We start from the raw sequence: 17,637 nt of genomic DNA, 5'->3' as shown, positions 1-17,637 counted from the left end.
TCACAAGTGTTTAGATCGCGACGACCCTCGCTTGGCTCGCCGGAGGGACGGGGAACGCCTGCTCAACTGTCGGAATCCGACAGTTGGCCAATGGTGGGGGTTCCCTCCCGCGTTCTCGACGAGCAGTGCGGGTCAAACGTTTGCAATTGGTCGGTGTTGATCGCTCGGCTTCGATGCCGAAGAGCAACTCGGCAACGTCGGTCGCTACGCTCTCACGATATTCCGGGCTGTGTTCGAATTCGGCCTTTTTCGCAAGCGTTATCACGGGCAAATGTCCCGGCCGGCAAGAATCGAGGTCGAGCTTTTCGAGAAGCCGCACCACGTAATGAAAATGGCCCGCCAGGCTGTCGCGCGCTTGGCCCCAGCGAGCTTTCGCCCGGATGGTGAGGAGCACAATTCCTGTCAGATCGCGTTCGGTCGGTCGAGCAAGAGATAGGTCGGTGGGCCGGCGCTCGCAAGCTTGCTGGTCCCACCCTACGATATCAGTTTCCCTTGGCCACTAAGCGCGCTTCGTCGCCAGTCGCGTGATATGACGTCTTCGAACCGCCCAGCCGTTGCCCCAGGTCGGGCACGGCGGCGGCCAAGACTTCTTCGATCCGCTCGGCGAACAAGACCTCCAGCTCGTTCCGCACCGCTTCGGGTATCTCGTCCAGGTCCCGCTCGTTCTGCTTGGGCAAGATCAAGCGGCGGATGCCCGCCCGCCGCGCGGCCAGCACCTTTTCTTTGATGCCGCCGACCGGCATCACCAGGCCCGTCAACGTGATCTCGCCGGTCATCGCGGTGTCGCTGCGGGCGGGCGAGCCGGAATACAGAGAAGCCAAGGCGGTGGCCATCGTCACGCCGGCCGACGGCCCATCTTTGGGAATCGCGCCCGCCGGCACGTGAATGTGAACGCCCGATTGCTGCACGGTCTTCGGATCGATGCCCAGTTCAGCGGCCCGCGACCAGATATAGCTCTGCGCCGTCTTGGCCGATTCTTGCATGACCTCGCCCAACTGGCCCGTCAGCGTCAGCCCCTTCTGTTCGGGCAGCAAGGCGGCTTCGATATAAAGCACATCGCCGCCGGCTTCCGTCCAGGCCAGGCCGGCGGCCACGCCCGGCGGCAGCTCGCGGCGGGCCTGTTCTTCGAAAAACCGCTCCGGCCCCAGAATGCCCGACAAGTCGTCAGGCCGCACTTCCACCGACTCGGCATGCCCTTCGGCGAACCGCACGGCCGTTTTCCGGGCGATACGCCCGATCATTCGTTCCAGCTCGCGCAGGCCGGCCTCGCGCGTGTAACGATGGATGATCCTGGCCAGTATCTCGTCGGAAATCACAAGCTGCTCGCTCGTCAGACCCGCCTCGCGAAGTTGCCGCGGCAGCAGATAACGCTTGGCAATTTCGATCTTCTCCTCGTCGGTGTAGCCCGCCAGCCGCAGAATCTCCATGCGGTCGCGCAAGGCGCGGGGAATCGTGTCGAGCGTGTTGGCCGTGGTGATGAACATCACCTTCGACAGGTCGAACGCCAGGTCAAGATAGTTGTCGTGGAACGTGCTGTTCTGGGCCGGGTCGAGAATCTCCAGCAAGGCCGCCGCCGGGTCGCCTCGATAGTCGGCGCCCACCTTGTCGATCTCGTCGAGCAGCAGCACGGGATTGGCCACGCCGGCCCGGCGAATCGCCCGGATCACGCGGCCGGGCATGGCGCCAATGTACGTCCGCCGGTGCCCGCGCAGCTCGGCCTCGTCGTGCAGGCCGCCCAGGCTCATCCGCTCGAACGTGCGGCCCACCGCACGTGCGATCGATTGCCCCAGCGACGTCTTGCCCACGCCCGGCGGACCCACGAAGCACAGAATCGGCGCCTTGGCCCGCGGATTGAGCTTGAGCACGGCCAACTGCTCGATGATCCGCTCTTTGACTTCCTTCAGATCGAAATGGTCTTCATCCAGAATCTGCCGGGCACTTGGAAGATCGAGCTTGTCTTCGGTGTGTTTTCGCCAAGGCAGCTCCAGAATCAGCTCCAGATAGGCCCGCGTCATCTGGTAATCGGGCGCCGCCGTGGGAAGCCGCTCCAGCCGGCCCAGCTCACGCGCGGCTTCCTTGCGCGGTTCGTCGGGCAGGTCGGCCTCGGCCAACCTCTTCCGCAGCTCGGACACGTCGGCTTGTTCGGGGCTTTGCTCGCCCAGCTCTTCCTGGATGGCCCGCATCTGCTGCCGCAGCAGATACTCGCGTTGCTCGCGGCCCATTTCCGTTTGCGCCTGCGAGGCGATCTTTTGCCGCAGCTCCAGCACCTGGGCCTCGTGCCGCAACTGGGAATGAATCAATTGCAGGGCCGCCAGCCGCGTCGGTGCCTCCAGCAACTGCTGCGATTGCGGCAGCCCCAGGCCCAACATCGAGGCCAGCAGATACACCTGGTGCAGCACTTCGCTCACTTGCGACATGATCTGGTCGAGTCCAAGCTGGGCGTCGGGATCGACCATCGAGTGAATCCGCGATGCCTCTTGCAACACCTCGCGCTGCAGGGCCTCGATCTCGGTCCCTTCGTCGGTTGGTTCGGGCAAGAACCGGAGCTGCGCCTTGAGGAACGCTTCGCCCGTTTCCAAGCTCACGAGCTCCGCCCGCTCGATGCCTTGGATGATGAGCCGCATGCCGCCTTCGGCCCGCTCCATGCGTTTGATGACGGCGGTGGTGCCGGCCGCGAACAGGTCGCTCTGGGCGGGTTCGTCCACTTCCGGATTTCGCTGGGCGACCACGAAGATCGACTTGTCTTCGCTGGTCAACGCCGACTCGATGGCCGCGATCGACGCGGCCCGGCCCACGGCCAGCGGCATCAACAGATGAGGGAACAGCACGCTGTTTTTCAGCGGCAAAACCGGCAGCACCGCGGCCCGTTCGACAGTCATTCTTCGGGGTTCTCCATTTCAAGCTGCACCAGGAGCATTCCATCACGATAATCGGTGGTGATTTGCGCCGCGTCCAGTGGGCACGGCAATTCAAGCGTCCGCTCGAAGCGATTGTAAGAGATTTCCAGCGAGTGGTAGCGGCAGCCTTCTTCGAGGGTGCAGTCGCGTCGCAGGCCGCGCACCGTGAGCTGCCGCCCGCTGGCGACCAGCTCGATCTCTTGCGGCCGCACGCCGGCCAGATCGAACTTGACCAGCCATCCGCGGCGCGTGCGGTAGATATCGGCGGCCGGCCGCCAGGCGACGCGCTGACACTCGCCGGCGGTCGGCATCAACATCGACCTCAATGCCTGTTTGATTTCGTCGGTCATGCCTCTATTGTGCCGAGATTCCTCTGCATCACAATCCTTAGAGCGTGGCTCACTTGGCGAACAAGGCCAACGGCCTGCGGGAAGAAGTCGTGCTCCACCTAGGACTGATCCTGGACGGCCGCAATCGCCTGCGGGCCTGCGAGTTGGCCGGGGTGCAATTTGCAATTTCCCCGTGCGATTCCCCAGGCCCCTGCTGCGTCTCGCTACCGGTGCCGGGGTCCCGCGCGTTCTTCCATCTCGGCCAGTTCTTCTTCGGCCTGCTTGACTTGCTCTTCGAGGCGCCGACTGTGGACGCGCAGGTTCTCGTTTTCGGCCAACAGCGAGTTCTTCTGTTCGGCCAACATACGGTTCTGGGCTTCGGCCGCGTCGAGATGGCTCTTGGGCACCAGTTGACAGCCCGGCAACAGGGTCAGCGAGACGAGGCCCACCCCTAATGCACTGAACCGTGCGGCAAGCATGCTTCGAATCCTTTCGAACAATTGCGAAAACCGTAGGTCAGGGGTAGGTGGGACCAGCGAGCTTGCGAGCGCCGGCCCACCATAAAATGACATCGCTATCGGCGGGCCGGCGCTCGCAAGCTCGCTGGTCCCACCCTACGTGCTATGCCCGCGAATCAATCCGTCGGCGAACGAGAAACACTAAAACATCCCCAGAATTGCGTCCATGAGCGTGCTGTTGGCCGTGTAAGCGCCTTCCCAACTCCACATGTTGCGCATCAGGTCGTAGGTCATCATGCCGCACATGGCCAGCAACAGCACGCAGGTCGACAGACCGAGAACCTGCCACACGCTGTAAGGCGCCTCGCGTGCCGATGCCATCACCATGCCTGGCGCCATGGCCAGCCCTGGCGCCACGGCCGCGCCGAGCCCGAGGTCTGGCGTGGCCAAGCCGGCGCCTGCCTCTTCCGGCTCCAGCAGCGCGCCGCCCAGCATGTCGGGCGAACCCAATGCGGTCGGCGTGGCGTCGTCGAAATCGGCGTCGGAATCGAGCGCGATGACCTGCGAGCCGCTGTCTTGCGATTCGTCGTCGATCGACTCTTCCAGCGGCGTGAGCAGGAATTCGTCTTCGCTTTGCAGCTCCATCACCGCGTCGGAATCGAAGTCGGCGCTGTCGCCCAAGGTCCCGCTCGAATCGCCGCTGCTGTCGCTGCTCAGATCGAACGACGATTCGTCGTCGGCCGAGCTCAGCTCCAGCGGCTCTTCCAGCGAAATGCCGCTGTCGCTGGGGTCGATCAGGTTGATTCCGCTGTCGCCCGGACTGATGGTAATGTCGCTGCCGGGACCGGAGCCGCCCTCTTCGGCGAGCGTGATGGCGCTGCCGCCCGGATCTTGCAATTGGAACACGTCGTCGTCGGAGCTGCCCAGCGTCAAGTCGCTGCCCGGCCCGCCGCCGACGATCTTGCCCGAACTGCCGCCGGTCACAATCGCCAAATCGCTATCGATTCCCTCGCCGACGGCCTGTTCTGTGGCCAACGTGAGGTCGCTGCCCGGCCCTTTCTTTCCGCTCGATCCTTCGCCCGTCAGATCGAGGGGCAAAACATCACTGCCGCTCAGCGACAAGACGTCACTACCGCCGCGCGGCAAAACGTCACTACCGCCCAGCGGCAAGACATCGCTGCCGGCCTGGTCCTTTTCTCCGGCCAGGTGAATGCTGACCTCGCTATCGGCCGCCGACGCGCTTTTGGGTTTGGAAATGACCGTGCTGGATCCGCCGCCGACCAGTTCCACGCCGCTGACGTCCGAGAGCTTGATGTCGCTGTCTTCCGGAGACTGGACGTTGGCCGGACCGCCAATCACCGTGCTCGACCCACCGGCCGAGCCGCCCAGCGCGCCCTCCTGTAAGAGCACGATATCGTCGCCCTCGTCGTCGGAGTCGCTCAGGTCGACGGCCAAGCTCGACGAATCGCTGGCGGGCTTCGAACCGCGTTCGGCAAGCTCTTGCGCCAACCGCTCTACGTCTTCGGGCTTGAATTTCCAGCTTGCCCCGTCGCGATAACCGTAGATCTCGCGGTTCTCGCGGAGGTTATTGAGTTCGTCGGGCGAAATACCCAGGGTCTTGGCGGCTTCTTCCAGCGGAACCAGTTTGCGGGCCATGAGCGATCAACGTTGATGAAAGTTCGGTGTCATCTGCGAGCGCACCTCCCGCGGCAGCGGGCTGGTGGCGTTGAATTCTTCGATTTGCAGGTCCCAGTCGAACTTTCGCACGGCTTTGAGCTCGATCTTGCCATCCGTCGCCATGACATGATAAACGGCCATCACCCGCGTTTTGGGGTCGATGATCGTAATCTGTTGCGCCGACTGGCCTTGCTCGCCGGCGGGGGACGAAATGGCAATCAGATCGCCGGATTGGCTCGCCTCTTGCGGGCCGCTCCGTTGGGCCCAGGCCTCCCCGGAAAGAGACGGACCTCTCACCGCGAAAACGACCAGACCTGCACCAACCAGAGCGCCAAACATCGCCGACTTCATGGTTTCACCCGAAGCTGTTGTGACGATGGGAATTGGCGCTCTTTAGGTTTATTGTAAGAGGCCCGGTTCCCATTGCAAGGAAAAATGCTGAAATGCAGCCTGCGGTGGCGGAAGCCGCGCAGGCACGAGGGGGCGGGAAGTGTATCGGTCGGCAGGCCGGGCAGCAAGGCCAGCTTGGTCGGCGGTAGACGGTACGGGGTAGACGGTAGACGGCGGACGGTAGACGGGGAATGATAGACAAGCACCTCCAGCCCCAGTGGAACAACAACGATGATCTGCAACGACCGTCAATCGACCATCGGCGTGCTCGCCAGTGGAGGGCTGGACAGCTCCATTCTGGTGGCGCACTTGCTCGACCTGGGCCGGCGCGTGCAGCCGTTTTACATTCGCTTCGGCTCGACCTGGCAAGAGGCGGAATCGGCGTCGCTGAGGCGATTTTTGGCCGCCATGCATGGCCCGCTCTTGCAGCCGCTGATCGTTCTCGAAATGCCGATCGCCGACCTTTACGGCGATCACTGGAGCACCACGGGCCGCGACGTGCCAAGCGCCGAAACGCCCGACGAAGCGGTCTACCTTCCAGGACGCAACCTGCTGTTGATCGTCAAGGCGGCCCTGTGGTGCCAATTGAACGGCATCGGCCAGTTGGCCCTGGCGCCGCTGCGCTCCAACCCATTTGCGGACGCCACGCCCGCTTTCTTTGCCGAGTTCGAGGCGGTCTTGAACCGCGCCGAAGCGACCGGACTGACCCTGCTGCGGCCCTTCGCCGAACTCAGCAAGCGTCAGGTGATGCAACTTGGCCGCGCGTATCCTTTGCACCTCACGTTTTCGTGCATCGACCCGTGTGGGGGGACGCACTGCGGAGCGTGCAACAAATGCGCCGAGCGGCAACAGGCGTTTCGCTTGATCGGCGAGGCCGATCAGACCCAATATCGGTGTCAGTCGTCCTCGTCCTCGTTGCCTTCGCCTTCTCCCTCGGAGCAATCCTCGCGGACCATGATCGCATAGAGACACGGCACGACGAACAGCGTGGCAGGCTCGCCGGCAATCAGTCCGCCCAGTATGGCGCGGCCCAAGGGAGCGTTGGCCTCGCTGCCTTGCTCCAAGGCCAAGGCGGTGGGAATCATGGCGAAGAACGCGGCCAGCGCCGTCATCGTCACCGGGCGCACCCGCATTCGGGCCGCCTTGCGAATCGCTTCGATGGGAGAAAGATTCTCTTTCTCGCGCAGCTCCTGCGCCACGTCGGTCATTAGCACGGTGTTGGCCACCTTGATGCCCACGCTGAAAATGATTCCCAACAGCGACTGGATGTTGATCGCCGTTTTCGTGAAGTAGAGGGCCGGCAGCACGCCCGTCATGATCAACGGCACGCCCAGCAGCACGCACAGCGGCACAACGAACGATTGGTCGAGGGCCACCATCATGAAATAAATCAGTACGCTCGCCAGGAGCAGGCCGATCGCCAAGTTTTCGAAGGTCTCTTGCATTCGCGAATACTCGCCGCTGAGCGAGATATCAGTCCCCTGCAGGGGTTTTTTCTCGTCCGAGTCGGGGTCGAAGGCTTGCCATGTCGTTCCACCGCCTTGCCCCTTGTCGGATTTCTTCTCTTTGCGTTGGCCAAAGCCGTCGATGGCCTTGGCAATGTCGTCGGCCACGTGGCCCAGGTCGCGCTCCTCCACATTCACCTGCAGCTCGATCGTGGGGCGAATGTCCTCGTGCGTGACCAAGGGCGGGCTGGTGGTGCGGCTGATTTTCACCAGGTTGGCCAAGGGCACGGGCGCGGCGATCTCCTCACGGTTGGGTTCCACCGGCCGGGTGATCTCCGGCGGGTTTTTCATCACGGCCCGATGCGCCAGCTTCCATTGGTTGACGCCCGTCACCGGGATGTTCAGCAACGACTCCATATTCTCCACGTCGGCTTGCGGATACTGCACTCCGACGAAATACTGGTTGCCGCTTTTCTCATCGATCCAGAAGATGTTTTTGTTGAACTGAATGCTCGAATTCAGGGCCGCGATCACCGACTTGACCACGTCTTCCTGGCTCAGGCCGAGATCGGCCGCTTTGGCGCGGTCGACCTCCACTTTGTAGGTCGGGTAGTCTTCTCGCTGCAGAATGCGCGAGTCGACCACGCCATCGATCATGGCCACCTTGCGGTGAATCAGATCGGCGATCTTATGCGCCTCCTGCGGTTTCTTTCCCTTGACTCGGATGTCAATGGGCGTGACTTTGCCTTCGTTCAGGGCGCTGAGGATCAAGCCCCCGGAGTTGAAAGAGAACTCGAGGTCGCTGAACTTTTTCTGCCTCGCGAAACCGTGCCGCAACGCCTTGACGTAGTGCTGCGCCGTCTCATGGCGGTCTTCGGTCAATTGAATGCGGACGATCGACTCGAATTTGGCGGAGTTCTTCGAATAGCCGCTCGACCAGTCGGGCGTGACGCCGATCTCGGACAGAATGAGCTGCAAGTCGTGCTCGGGAATCTCACGGCGAATATAGTCTTCGAGTTCCGCCACGCGGTCGTTCATCACGCGGAGGCGCGTCCCGCTCGGTCCGCGGCAATAGATTTCGAACGAGCCGGCGTCGACTTCGGGAAAGAACTCTCGCCGCAACGGCAGGATCAACGCGCTCACGACGACGATCAACAGGGAGTAGCCGACGATGACGGTGATCCAACGGTGCTCGATCATCCAATCGAGCAATTTGCCGTACTCTTCGATCCAGGCTTCCACCCCCGCTTGAAACTTTCCGAATGCCCGGTGCAGCGGGCCGCCTTCTTCGTCGCCGCCCTTGTGCTGCCGCTTTTTCGGTTTCAGCCAGGCCACCGAGGCGGCCGGAATCAGCGTTCTCGACAGAATGTAGGCCGTCGCCATCGCGAAGGTCACAGCCATGGCCATCGGTGCGAAAAGGAACGAGCTCACGCCCGGCAAGAATGCCAGCGGAGTGAGCACCATCAGCGTGCTGAGGCTGGACACCAACTCAGGCAAGGCCACTTGGCTGGCGCCTTCCAGGGCCGCCTCATGCACCGGTTTGCCCTGCTCCATGAACCGATCGGTGTTTTCCAGGCAGATGATCGCGCTGTCCACCATGGGGCCAATCGCCATCGCGAGTCCAGACAGCGTCATCACGTTGATCGTCTGCCCGCAAACGAAGAGCAACGCGATGGCCGACAGCACCGAAAGTGGAATGCTCATCACGGCGATGGCCGTCATGCGCGGCTGGCCCAGAAACAGCAGGATGGTCAGCGAGCAGAGGATGGCCCCCAGCGAGCCTTCCTGCGCCAGGCTATGAATCGATTGCCGGACATAGACGGATTGGTCCATGATCATTTCCAGCTTGATGCCCGGCCGCGACAATTGGCTTTCGATATCGGGCAGCTTCGCCTTCAACTGGTCGACCACCTCGACGGTGCTGGCGCCGCTCTGTCGCATGACGGGAATATAGACCTGCTTTTTACCCTGCACGCGGACGATGGTGGTTTGGATCATGGCATCGTCGGAGGGATCGGCCACGTCGCCCACAAAGCCGCGGTTGCCGTGCTCGGTGCGGAGCGGGATCTGGGCCATGTCCTTGGGGTCGGCGAACAAGGAATTGCTTTGGACGTAATAGTCTTTGTCGCCGATGATCAGCTCGCCCGTGGGCAAAAAGATGTTGGAGGTATAAAGCGACGTCATCACATCCAAGGGCGACAGCTTGCGGGCCTGCATCCGTTGCCGATCGAGATAAACTTGCACCGCCCGGATCTTGCCGCCGAACACGACGGGCGAGACCGCGCCGCGCACGGTCATCACCCGATTGCGGACCTCATAGCGGCCGACGTCGTAGAGCGTCTTCTCGCCGTATTCCTGGCTGTTGAGCGCGATCATGCAGACCGGCGTGGTGCTGGTCGGATCGTACGACATGACCACGGGCGGCAACGTGCCCGGCGGCATCATCGGCACCACCGATTGGGCCAGCGATTGCGTCAGCGTGACCGCCTCGCCCTTGTCGACGTTGGAATAGAAATAGTTGTAGACGACGCTGGCCCCCAGGATCGACCGCGATTCCTGGCGCTTCAAGCCCGAGGCCATGTCGGTCCAGCGTTCGATGCGGTTGGTGATGTCTTTTTCGACGTCCGAGGGGGGCATGCCGCTGTAGAACGTCAGCACCATGACGGCCGGGCTTTTGTACGACGGCAAGATGTCGATCGGGATCTGTGTGAGGCTGATGCCGCCCAACAGCACGATCGTCAAACAAAAGACGACGACCGCGTGCTTGTTGCGAATCGAGGCTTCGATCAGTCCGCGCATGGCTGTCTGGCAAGAGAGCGAAGGTACGAAATCGCCGTCGGCGCGCGGCCCTACCTGGTGCGCGAAAGGGCCGCGCCGATGGCGGCAGGCGTGGTGCAAACATTGGGCCAAGCAGATTTGTCGCTCTGTAGCCGAGAATCTGCGGCCGTTTTCGGGATTGTTCCCATCGACGGATGCCGGCGCTACCGCCGCGCCGGTCGCACGGCGGTCAGAGCGCGATAGAGATCGAGATCGGGGCGGTCGCCGATGATCGAGAAAAGGTCGCGGATTTGAGCCAGCCCGACGGAGAGCAGAAACCGCGAATCGCGGCCGTAGCTCTTCGATCCCAGTATATAGAAATCGGGTTCCGGATTGACGAGCGTCGAGGGGCCAAGGGAAGTTTGATCGAGGCAATCGGCCGAGGTCTGGCCCAACAGCGCGGCGGCCAGCTTCATCGGGCCGTCGCTGGCATAGCATTGGTGAACCTGTAGCTCGGAATAAAGTCGCGTGTCGGGCCGATAGCCGACGTTGGCAATGATGCGATCGACGTCCACCGTGCCCGCCCGCATGCCGCTCAGCCGCACCGACAGCCGATTGGTCGCCGCGTCGCGATGGATGGCCTCGATCGCCGTGCCCGGCCGATATTCGACGCCGGCCGAGGCGCCGCCGGCCAAAGCGTTGGCGGCGCGGGCCAAACGGTCGCGCTCCGCGAGCCGGTCGTTTTCGAGCACGGAAACGGGGCCCGTGCCTTCGCGGTGCCGCCGGGTGATCCAGATCGTTTGCGTGCCGGGCTGCTGACGCGCCAACTCGGCGAGGGCCACGACGCTGGTCGCGGCCGAATATCCGTCGCCGACCAGCAGCGTCGTTTTGGCGGTATAACGGTCGCGGTCGCGGCCGATGACGTCAGGCAGTCCGTATTCAATGGCGTCGGCGGCGGCGATTTCGCCCGGTGCGGGGATGCCCGACGCTCCCACCCAGTTGTGGTTGCCGAAGGTGCCGCCCGCGTCGATCACCACGTCGGCGTTGACAATCGACTCGGCTCCGGCCGCATCGCGCAGCAGCAAGCGAAAATCGGCTTCGATGCGTGCTTCGGCGCCGAGGTGGTCGCCCTTGAGCTGGCCCTCTCGCCCAAGGGCGACCACTTCGGTGCGAGTGTGCAGGCCGTCGATGAGCAGGTCGCAACGGGCCAGCGGCAAAAGATACCTGCTGGCGAACTCGCGGCCGGTGAGAATCGCCTCGTCGTCGGGCGGCTGCCAGTCGGTGTCTTGCGCCGTCAGGGCGGCGACCGCCAAGGGCGACACGTTCTGCCGCCAGGGGGTAAACAGCTTGACGTGTCCCCAACGCAAGACGTTTTCGGCCACGTCGCCGCGTTCGTAAATGTCGACGTCATAGCCCAAAAATCGCGCATAAAGCGCGGCCTCCAGGCCCATCGGGCCGGAGCCGACGATCGCGATTCGGGCGGGAGTGTCAACAGCCATCGAGACTTATCGTACTATGCCGCACGCGGGGAGCAATGCGACGTTTCGTCCACCGAAACATCTCACCGCCGCCCGCGTGAAATGGGTTTGGCAACACGCTTGCCATTCCGCGGCGCACTCGCTACATTAGCACCTGGAACAGAGGCAGCAGGCGCGGCATAGCCGGCGATGGCCGGTTGTGCGGCTCATATCCCTTTCGTCATTCGCGACGAGGCGGCGCCTGGAGTGCTGATATGTTGAGTTTGCTCCGTCCTGCGGGACCTGCGATGGGCGATCGGGCTCGATCGAGCTCGACCGGCTGTGTGATGCTTTGGTTGGTACGCTCTCTGCGATGCGTCGAGCACCGCAAGGGAGTGCGGCAGCTTTGCCAGGTGCTCGGTCTGGTATGGATCGTCGGCGCGATCGTCGCCTATCCGATCATCAATGCCAAACGCGAGCGCGAGGCGCGGCAGATGGTGTTGCGGCTGGGAGGACGCTACAACGTCGACCGCAATCCGACTGCCGATCTGTTGCCCGATTGGCTGGCCCGCCGTTGCGGCGGCGAATGCCTTTACGCCGTGCGGAGCATCAACCTGAGCCATTGCGACGTGGGCGACGAAGAACTGGAAGCCTTGCTGCAATTCAAGGGCCTGGAGCAGATCAACCTCTGCGACTGCCCCAGGGTGACATCCGCGGGCGTGGCCCAACTGCGCCGCTTGCCACGCATGAAGCTGGTCTGGGTCGACGGCATGAGCGTCGAAGAAGCGAGCATGTGCTTGACCGGCGAACCGATCGCCGCCGCCGGCAGGTAGCGCAAAAGCCGCAAAAAACGGCACCGGAACTGGCCTTTACCCGGCGGCGGGTTCTCGGCAGAATACCGCCCACAATTGGCCCCTCCGCATTTCCTCTCAATGTCAATCGGCGCGTGGCGGTCCGCGAACGGACCGTGGCGAGGTCAGGATGACCATGCCGAGCAGCAAGGAGCGCTATCGTGAAAAAGAATCTTCCTTTGGCCGTCTTCCTGGCGGCTTTGGCCGCTGTCCACGCCGCCGCGCCGCGGGCCTCGGCCCAGCAACGAACGGCGGCAGGCAGCCCATCCGCCCCGCAGGTCGCCCTTCTCGACCTGGCCTACATCTTCGGCAACCACGTGAAGTTCAAGCAGCTCACCGACGCACTGCGGCGTGACGTGGAAGCGGCCGAAGCCGAGCTCAAGAACAACAAGGCCGCCTTGCAAAAGATGGTCGATCAACTCGACAGCTACAATCGCGGCACGCCCGAATACCGCCAGCTCGAAGAGGACATCACCAAACGCCAGGCGGAAATCCAGGTGCAGGTGAACGTGCAAAAACGCGACTTCTTCGAGCAGGAAGCGAAGATGTACTACACTGTTTACCAAGAGATCATGGAGCAGGTGCGCTACTATTCCGACAAGCACGGCATCCTGCTGGTGATGCGGTTCAATGGCGACCCGTTGGATGAAAACGATCCGCAGGGCATCCAAAAAGAGCTGAACAAGGCGGTGCTGTACCACAACAAGATGATCGACATCACGCCCTATATTCTCGATGCGGTGAATCCGCCGCGGGGCAACGCATCGGCGCGTCCGGCCCCCGTGCCCACGACCACCCGCCGGCCGCAAGGCGTGCTGCCGCCAAGATAAGGCAAGCTCGCTGCCTCCGTCGTCGTTCGCTTAAGCGAAAGACGATGTGGGGCGACGACGCGGGGGCCGTCGGCAATCGCGTGATCGACACCGTTGGTTTGAGCTGTTTGGGACTTATGTTGAACCGTTTCTCGGATGACGCCCGCCGCTCGTTGCACGCGCCTCGCCGACAGCAAACGCTGCTCGCGGCCGCCGTGGTCGAAGGAGTCGGCTATTGGACCGGCAAGGACGTGCGGGTGGAGTTTCGCCCCGCCGCCTGTGATAGCGGCATCACCTTCGTGCGCAGCGATCTGGCGCGTCCGCTGCGGATTCGGGCCACCGTGGCCAACCGCGTCGAGGCGCCGCGCCGCACCACGCTGCGCTCCGGCGGCGCCAGCGTCGAGATGGTCGAGCACATCATGGCCGCGCTGGGCGGTCTGGGCGTCGACAACTGCGAGGTCTGGGTGAACGCGGCCGAGATGCCCGGTCTCGACGGTTCCAGCCTGCCCTACGTCGACGCCCTGACCTCGGCCGGAATTGTCGAGCAGCAGTCCGTGCGTCCGAGGCTCGTGGTCCGCGAGATCACCCGGTTGGGTAACGAAGAAGCCTGGGTCGAAGCGCGGCCGGCCGTTTCCGACGGCCTGACGTTGAAGTTTCACCTCGATTATGGGTCGGGCAATGCCATCGGCCGGCAGACGCTCAGCTTGCCCGTCACGCCCGATTCCTTCCGTCGCGAGCTGGCTCCCAGCCGCACCTTCATGCTCAAGGCCGAGGCCGAGTGGCTGCTGGCGCAGGGGCTCTGCCGGCGGACCTCGAGCAAAGACCTGCTGGTGTTCGATGCCGAAGGCCCCATCGACAACGAGCTGCGGTTCCACGACGAGTGCGTGCGCCACAAGGCCCTCGACCTGGTCGGCGACCTGTCGCTGGCCGGCTGCGACCTGGTGGCCCATGTGATCGCCTACCGCAGCGGGCACCGGCTGAACGCCGAGCTGGTGCGGGTGCTGCTCACCGAGGGCGACATGGTAGGCGGATACAAACGTAGTGCGTGAACGCAACCCAGAACCCCGAATGTGATATGGCCTCCGTCGCAGAACACGCCGTCATCGACCCGCACGCCGAAATCGACGAGGACGTCGAAATCGGGCCGTTCTGCGTCATCGGCCCGAACGTTCGCATCGGCCGCGGCTGCCGGTTGGAAAACAACGTCACCATCATGGGCCACGTCGCGCTGGGCGAATATAACCATCTCTATCCCGGCGTGGTCATTGGCGGCGAGCCGCAGGACCTCAGCTATCGCGGCAGCGATACGCTGGTACGGATCGGCGACTACAACACCTTCCGCGAGTGCGTCACCGTCAACCGGGCCACCGAGAAAGAAGACGGCGTGACCGGCGTCGGCAGCCACAACTATTTTATGGCCTGCACCCACGTGGCCCACGATTGCCGGGTGGGAAGCCACATCGTGATTGCCAACGGCACCTTGCTCGGCGGGCACGTTCACGTTCAAGACTATGCTTCGCTGTCGGGCGGCGTGGCCGTACACCACTACACCACCATCGGCGGCTACAGCTTTGTCTCCGGTCTCAGCCGCGTGCTGCACGACGTGCCGCCCTTCATGCTCGTGGAAGGCCACCCCACGCGGCCGCGGTGCATCAACGTGGTGGCCTTGAAGCGAAACCACTTTTCGCCCGAAGCGATCCGGGCCTTGGCCGAGGCCCATCGCCTGCTGTACCGCGCGCGGGTCGGCCTGGACCATGCCCGTGAGATTCTCCGCGGCAAAGAGCATCTGCTTCCCGAAGTCAACGAGTTGCTCTCGTTTGTGGAGGTGCAACAAGAGGGCCAGCACGGCCGCGGACGCGAGCGACGGAGGGCCGCATGAGACCGGTGCGAGTGGCGGTGGTCGGCGCCGGGCATCTGGGCCGCATTCACGCCCGTATTCTGGCCGGCCTGCCGGACGTGACGCTGGCCGGCGTGGTCGATCCGCTGGAAGCCCACCGCCGCGAAGTCGCGGCCGCGCACGGCGCCACGGCCTATTCCGATCATCGTGAGCTGTCGGGGCGCATCGACGCCGCGGTGGTCGCCACTCCCACGCGGTTTCACTGCCAGGTTGCCAGAGACTTGCTGACCGACGGGGTACACCTGTTGATCGAAAAGCCGCTGGCGGCGACGACGGCCCAGGCCAGCGAGTTGGTCGAGCTGGCCCGGCGCCGCGGGCTGGTGCTGCAAGTGGGCCATGTGGAGCGATTCAACCCGGCCTTCGTGGCGGCGCAACCCTATGTTCGGGCGCCCAAATACATCGAAGCGGTGCGCCGCGGCGGCTTCAGCTTCCGTTCGACCGACATTGGCGTGGTGCTCGACTTGATGGTCCACGACATCGACTTGGTGCTCTCCATCGTCAATTCGCCCTTGCGGCGCGTGGACGCTTTGGGCGTCGCGCTGTTTGGCCGGCACGAAGACCTCGTCAACGCGCGGCTGAGCTTTGAGAACGGCTGCGTGGCGGCGCTCAGCGCGTCGCGGGCCAGCCATTCGGCGGCCCGCACGCTGCACGTTTGGTCGGCCCAGGGTTTTGCGGCGGTCGACTTGGCTGCTCGAACGGTCGACGTGGTGCGGCCGAGCGCCGCGGTGCTGCGTGGCGAGCTCGACGTCGAACGATTGACGCCGGACGAACGAACGCTTCTCAAGGACTCACTGCTGGACGAGCACTTGCCTCGTCAGACGGTGGGGGTGGAACCGGGCGATCCCTTGAGCGGCGAGCTGACCGAGTTCGTGACGAGCATCCGCACGGGACGAGCGCCGCGCGTATCGGGCGAGGCGGGGTTGGAGGCCGTCAAGGTTGCCGAGCGCATCCTGCTTCAGGTGCAGACGCATGCCTGGGAGGGAAACCCCACGGGTCCGGTGGGTCCGCGCGTGGCTGGCGCGCCGCAGATTCTTCGCGGGCCGCACTGGCATCTCAAGCCGAGCGACGCGCCGGCCGAGCGTCGCCGCGCCGGTTGACCCGTAGCCCTCTCGCTCCGCGAGAGGAACGCCGTGTACCTCGCGACCCATGCGACACACGTGTCGCATCGGCACGCGTTGCCGCAGACGAACGGGCCGCCGCCACTTTGGCTGCGCGCGGCCAAAGTGAGCGGCATGACCGACGACACCCCTCCAACGGCAAGTAAAGCTTCGCCGAACTCGTTCCCATTTTCACACTAACCCGAAGCGCAAGCGAGGTTTTGCCGCCCTTTTTCACGTTCCTCGCGGGCGCTTCGGGTTGGTGTACGGCACCTGCGTACCGGGTTAGGCGAAGCTTTACCCGCGACGACAAGGCTTCGAGATCCCATTACACCGGCGCGCCCCTTCAGGCATTTCGAAGATGGCCAATTCGCGCCAAAACGAAGCCGAGGGATCAACACCGACGAATTGCAAACGTTTGACCCGCACTGCTCGTCGAGAACGCGGAGGGAACCCCCACCATTGGCCAACTGTCGGATTCCGACAGTTGAGCGGGCGTTCCCCGTCCCTCCGGCAAGCCAAGCGAAGATCGCCGCGATCTTAAACACTTGTGAAAAACAGGCGTGGTTCAAATCAAGGAATCTCAGGGTAACAGCTTTCGCCGCCCTGCGTGGGCCGCGTCAGGACGTAACCAACGCAGCGGCAGGTACTTCCGGCAGGAGGTGCTGGCAGAACTCGAACGGGAAGTGTTACCCTGCTTTGAACCACGCCAAGAAATGAAAAGTTGCGCGAACAGGTCGGGTCGCAAAGCACAACAGGGCCGTGACTTGGGGCGACGGCGGAACGCATCAAAGTTGGCTTATAAAAGTATTTCTCGCGTTCCTCCGTCGCGCCGGTTTTCGCACATCTCTCATCCTCTCGTGGAAGTGGCTTGCAGTGTTTCTGTTTTGCGCCGTTCTCCGCCGACCGCAGATCAGACATGCAGCCGGCTTCAGCCGGTTTTTGGGCCGTTTGCCACCAGCTTTAGCTGGTGGTGCCGAAATACTATTCCCTGGCTAGCCGGCTTTAGCCGGGCTTCTCGGTCCTGGCTTTAGCCGTTGCCAACACGACACCTTCAGGGAAGCGCGGCCGAAGCCGGCTCAGCACCGCCCGCTTTTGAACCACGCCCTTTTTCTCGTTATCTCTCATCCCTGATTCCTCATCGCTCATCTTCTCCTGCGACTGGCTTGCGCTGGTTCTGTTTCGATTCGGGCCGAAGCCCCTGCCGTCATTCCCGGTTCTACCGTGCCGCTGGCTTGGCATGAAATAATATCGCTGCCGCAACTGAACGCTTGCGACCGTATCGGTTCAGCGGTACACTAATGCTATATCCTTCGGCCCCGCACCTTTTAAACGTCCAAGACCCAAGACCTGAACCCTGAACCCTGAACCCTGAACCCTGAACCCTGAACCCCGAACCCTGAACCCTGAACCCTGAACCCCGAACCCTGATCCCTATGAAAGGACCCTTCCATGTCGTTTTCGTTCTATTCCTACGATCGCCACCCGGCCGCCGAGCTTTTTCCGATGATGCACGAAGACGAGCTGGAAAAGTTGGCGGCCGACATCGGCGCCAACGGCCTGCGGGAGCCGG

13 protein-coding genes are annotated in these 17,637 nt (G+C 63.2%); 6 read left to right on the top strand and 7 right to left on the bottom strand.

Features of this window, described 5'->3' with window-relative positions; all coding sequences use genetic code 11:
* Positions 1 to 482 precede the first annotated feature (482 nt).
* From lon to VNH11_00450, 5 genes are all read right to left on the bottom strand, one after another.
* Positions 483 to 2,879, bottom strand: a complete 2,397-nt coding sequence (lon, locus tag VNH11_00470; protein HVA44832.1) for an endopeptidase La — start codon at positions 2,877 to 2,879, stop codon at positions 483 to 485.
* Positions 2,876 to 3,247: an Hsp20/alpha crystallin family protein gene (locus VNH11_00465; GenBank protein HVA44831.1), complete on the bottom strand. Its 372-nt coding sequence runs from the start codon at positions 3,245 to 3,247 to the stop codon at positions 2,876 to 2,878. The genes lon and VNH11_00465 overlap by 4 nt, the downstream gene beginning before the upstream one ends.
* Before the next feature lie 203 nt (positions 3,248 to 3,450).
* Positions 3,451 to 3,705, bottom strand: a complete 255-nt coding sequence (locus VNH11_00460) for a hypothetical protein (GenBank protein HVA44830.1) — start codon at positions 3,703 to 3,705, stop codon at positions 3,451 to 3,453.
* Between the two features lie 180 nt (positions 3,706 to 3,885).
* Complete coding sequence (locus tag VNH11_00455; protein HVA44829.1) at positions 3,886 to 5,340, bottom strand: helix-turn-helix domain-containing protein; 1,455 nt, start codon at positions 5,338 to 5,340, stop codon at positions 3,886 to 3,888.
* Between the two features lie 6 nt (positions 5,341 to 5,346).
* Positions 5,347 to 5,700: a hypothetical protein gene (locus tag VNH11_00450; protein HVA44828.1), complete on the bottom strand. Its 354-nt coding sequence runs from the start codon at positions 5,698 to 5,700 to the stop codon at positions 5,347 to 5,349.
* 282 nt (positions 5,701 to 5,982) lie between these two features.
* Here VNH11_00450 and VNH11_00445 point away from each other — a divergent pair, with 282 nt between their 5' ends.
* Complete coding sequence (locus tag VNH11_00445; protein HVA44827.1) at positions 5,983 to 6,717, top strand: 7-cyano-7-deazaguanine synthase; 735 nt, start codon at positions 5,983 to 5,985, stop codon at positions 6,715 to 6,717.
* Here the strand turns inward: VNH11_00445 and VNH11_00440 are convergent.
* Positions 6,648 to 9,995: an efflux RND transporter permease subunit gene (locus VNH11_00440; protein ID HVA44826.1), complete on the bottom strand. Its 3,348-nt coding sequence runs from the start codon at positions 9,993 to 9,995 to the stop codon at positions 6,648 to 6,650. The genes VNH11_00445 and VNH11_00440 overlap by 70 nt on opposite strands.
* A gap of 182 nt (positions 9,996 to 10,177) precedes the next feature.
* Positions 10,178 to 11,452: a hypothetical protein gene (locus VNH11_00435; protein ID HVA44825.1), complete on the bottom strand. Its 1,275-nt coding sequence runs from the start codon at positions 11,450 to 11,452 to the stop codon at positions 10,178 to 10,180.
* A 305-nt stretch (positions 11,453 to 11,757) separates the two neighbouring features.
* Between VNH11_00435 and VNH11_00430 the strand changes: the two genes are divergently transcribed.
* The 5 genes from VNH11_00430 (at position 11,758) to VNH11_00410 (ending at position 16,064) form a co-directional block, all read left to right on the top strand.
* Positions 11,758 to 12,243 carry a hypothetical protein gene (locus VNH11_00430; protein ID HVA44824.1) on the top strand — a complete coding sequence of 162 codons (486 nt, stop codon included), beginning with the start codon at positions 11,758 to 11,760 and terminating at the stop codon, positions 12,241 to 12,243.
* Between the two features lie 179 nt (positions 12,244 to 12,422).
* Entirely contained in the window at positions 12,423 to 13,091 is a 669-nt protein-coding gene (locus VNH11_00425) for an OmpH family outer membrane protein (GenBank protein HVA44823.1), read from the top strand.
* A 44-nt stretch (positions 13,092 to 13,135) separates the two neighbouring features.
* Positions 13,136 to 14,119 carry a UDP-3-O-acyl-N-acetylglucosamine deacetylase gene (gene lpxC, locus VNH11_00420; protein HVA44822.1) on the top strand — a complete coding sequence of 328 codons (984 nt, stop codon included), beginning with the start codon at positions 13,136 to 13,138 and terminating at the stop codon, positions 14,117 to 14,119.
* A 26-nt stretch (positions 14,120 to 14,145) separates the two neighbouring features.
* Entirely contained in the window at positions 14,146 to 14,949 is an 804-nt protein-coding gene (gene lpxA, locus VNH11_00415; GenBank protein ID HVA44821.1) for an acyl-ACP--UDP-N-acetylglucosamine O-acyltransferase, read from the top strand.
* Positions 14,946 to 16,064 carry a Gfo/Idh/MocA family oxidoreductase gene (locus VNH11_00410; protein HVA44820.1) on the top strand — a complete coding sequence of 373 codons (1,119 nt, stop codon included), beginning with the start codon at positions 14,946 to 14,948 and terminating at the stop codon, positions 16,062 to 16,064. The genes lpxA and VNH11_00410 overlap by 4 nt, the downstream gene beginning before the upstream one ends.
* Positions 16,065 to 17,637: the final 1,573 nt, after the last annotated feature.

The organism is Pirellulales bacterium, assembly GCA_035533075.1.
In the GTDB taxonomy this organism is placed as follows: Bacteria; Planctomycetota; Planctomycetia; order Pirellulales; family JAICIG01; genus DASSFG01.
Note: the sequence above shows the minus strand (reverse complement) of the source record. Positions and strands in the feature narration are given on the sequence as shown.

Bases quoted from the DNA above. Each gene is read 5' to 3' on its own strand.
- lon (HVA44832.1), bottom strand. From the start codon at position 2,879: ATGACTGTCGAACGGGCCGCGGTGCTGCCGGTTTTGCCGCTGAAAAAC.
- VNH11_00465 (HVA44831.1), bottom strand. From the start codon at position 3,247: ATGACCGACGAAATCAAACAGGCATTGAGGTCGATGTTGATGCCGACC.
- VNH11_00460 (HVA44830.1), bottom strand. From the start codon at position 3,705: ATGCTTGCCGCACGGTTCAGTGCATTAGGGGTGGGCCTCGTCTCGCTG.
- VNH11_00455 (HVA44829.1), bottom strand. From the start codon at position 5,340: ATGGCCCGCAAACTGGTTCCGCTGGAAGAAGCCGCCAAGACCCTGGGT.
- VNH11_00450 (HVA44828.1), bottom strand. From the start codon at position 5,700: ATGTTTGGCGCTCTGGTTGGTGCAGGTCTGGTCGTTTTCGCGGTGAGA.
- VNH11_00445 (HVA44827.1), top strand. From the start codon at position 5,983: ATGATCTGCAACGACCGTCAATCGACCATCGGCGTGCTCGCCAGTGGA.
- VNH11_00440 (HVA44826.1), bottom strand. From the start codon at position 9,995: ATGCGCGGACTGATCGAAGCCTCGATTCGCAACAAGCACGCGGTCGTC.
- VNH11_00435 (HVA44825.1), bottom strand. From the start codon at position 11,452: ATGGCTGTTGACACTCCCGCCCGAATCGCGATCGTCGGCTCCGGCCCG.
- VNH11_00430 (HVA44824.1), top strand. From the start codon at position 11,758: ATGCTTTGGTTGGTACGCTCTCTGCGATGCGTCGAGCACCGCAAGGGA.
- lpxC (HVA44822.1), top strand. From the start codon at position 13,136: ATGTGGGGCGACGACGCGGGGGCCGTCGGCAATCGCGTGATCGACACC.
- lpxA (HVA44821.1), top strand. From the start codon at position 14,146: ATGGCCTCCGTCGCAGAACACGCCGTCATCGACCCGCACGCCGAAATC.
- VNH11_00410 (HVA44820.1), top strand. From the start codon at position 14,946: ATGAGACCGGTGCGAGTGGCGGTGGTCGGCGCCGGGCATCTGGGCCGC.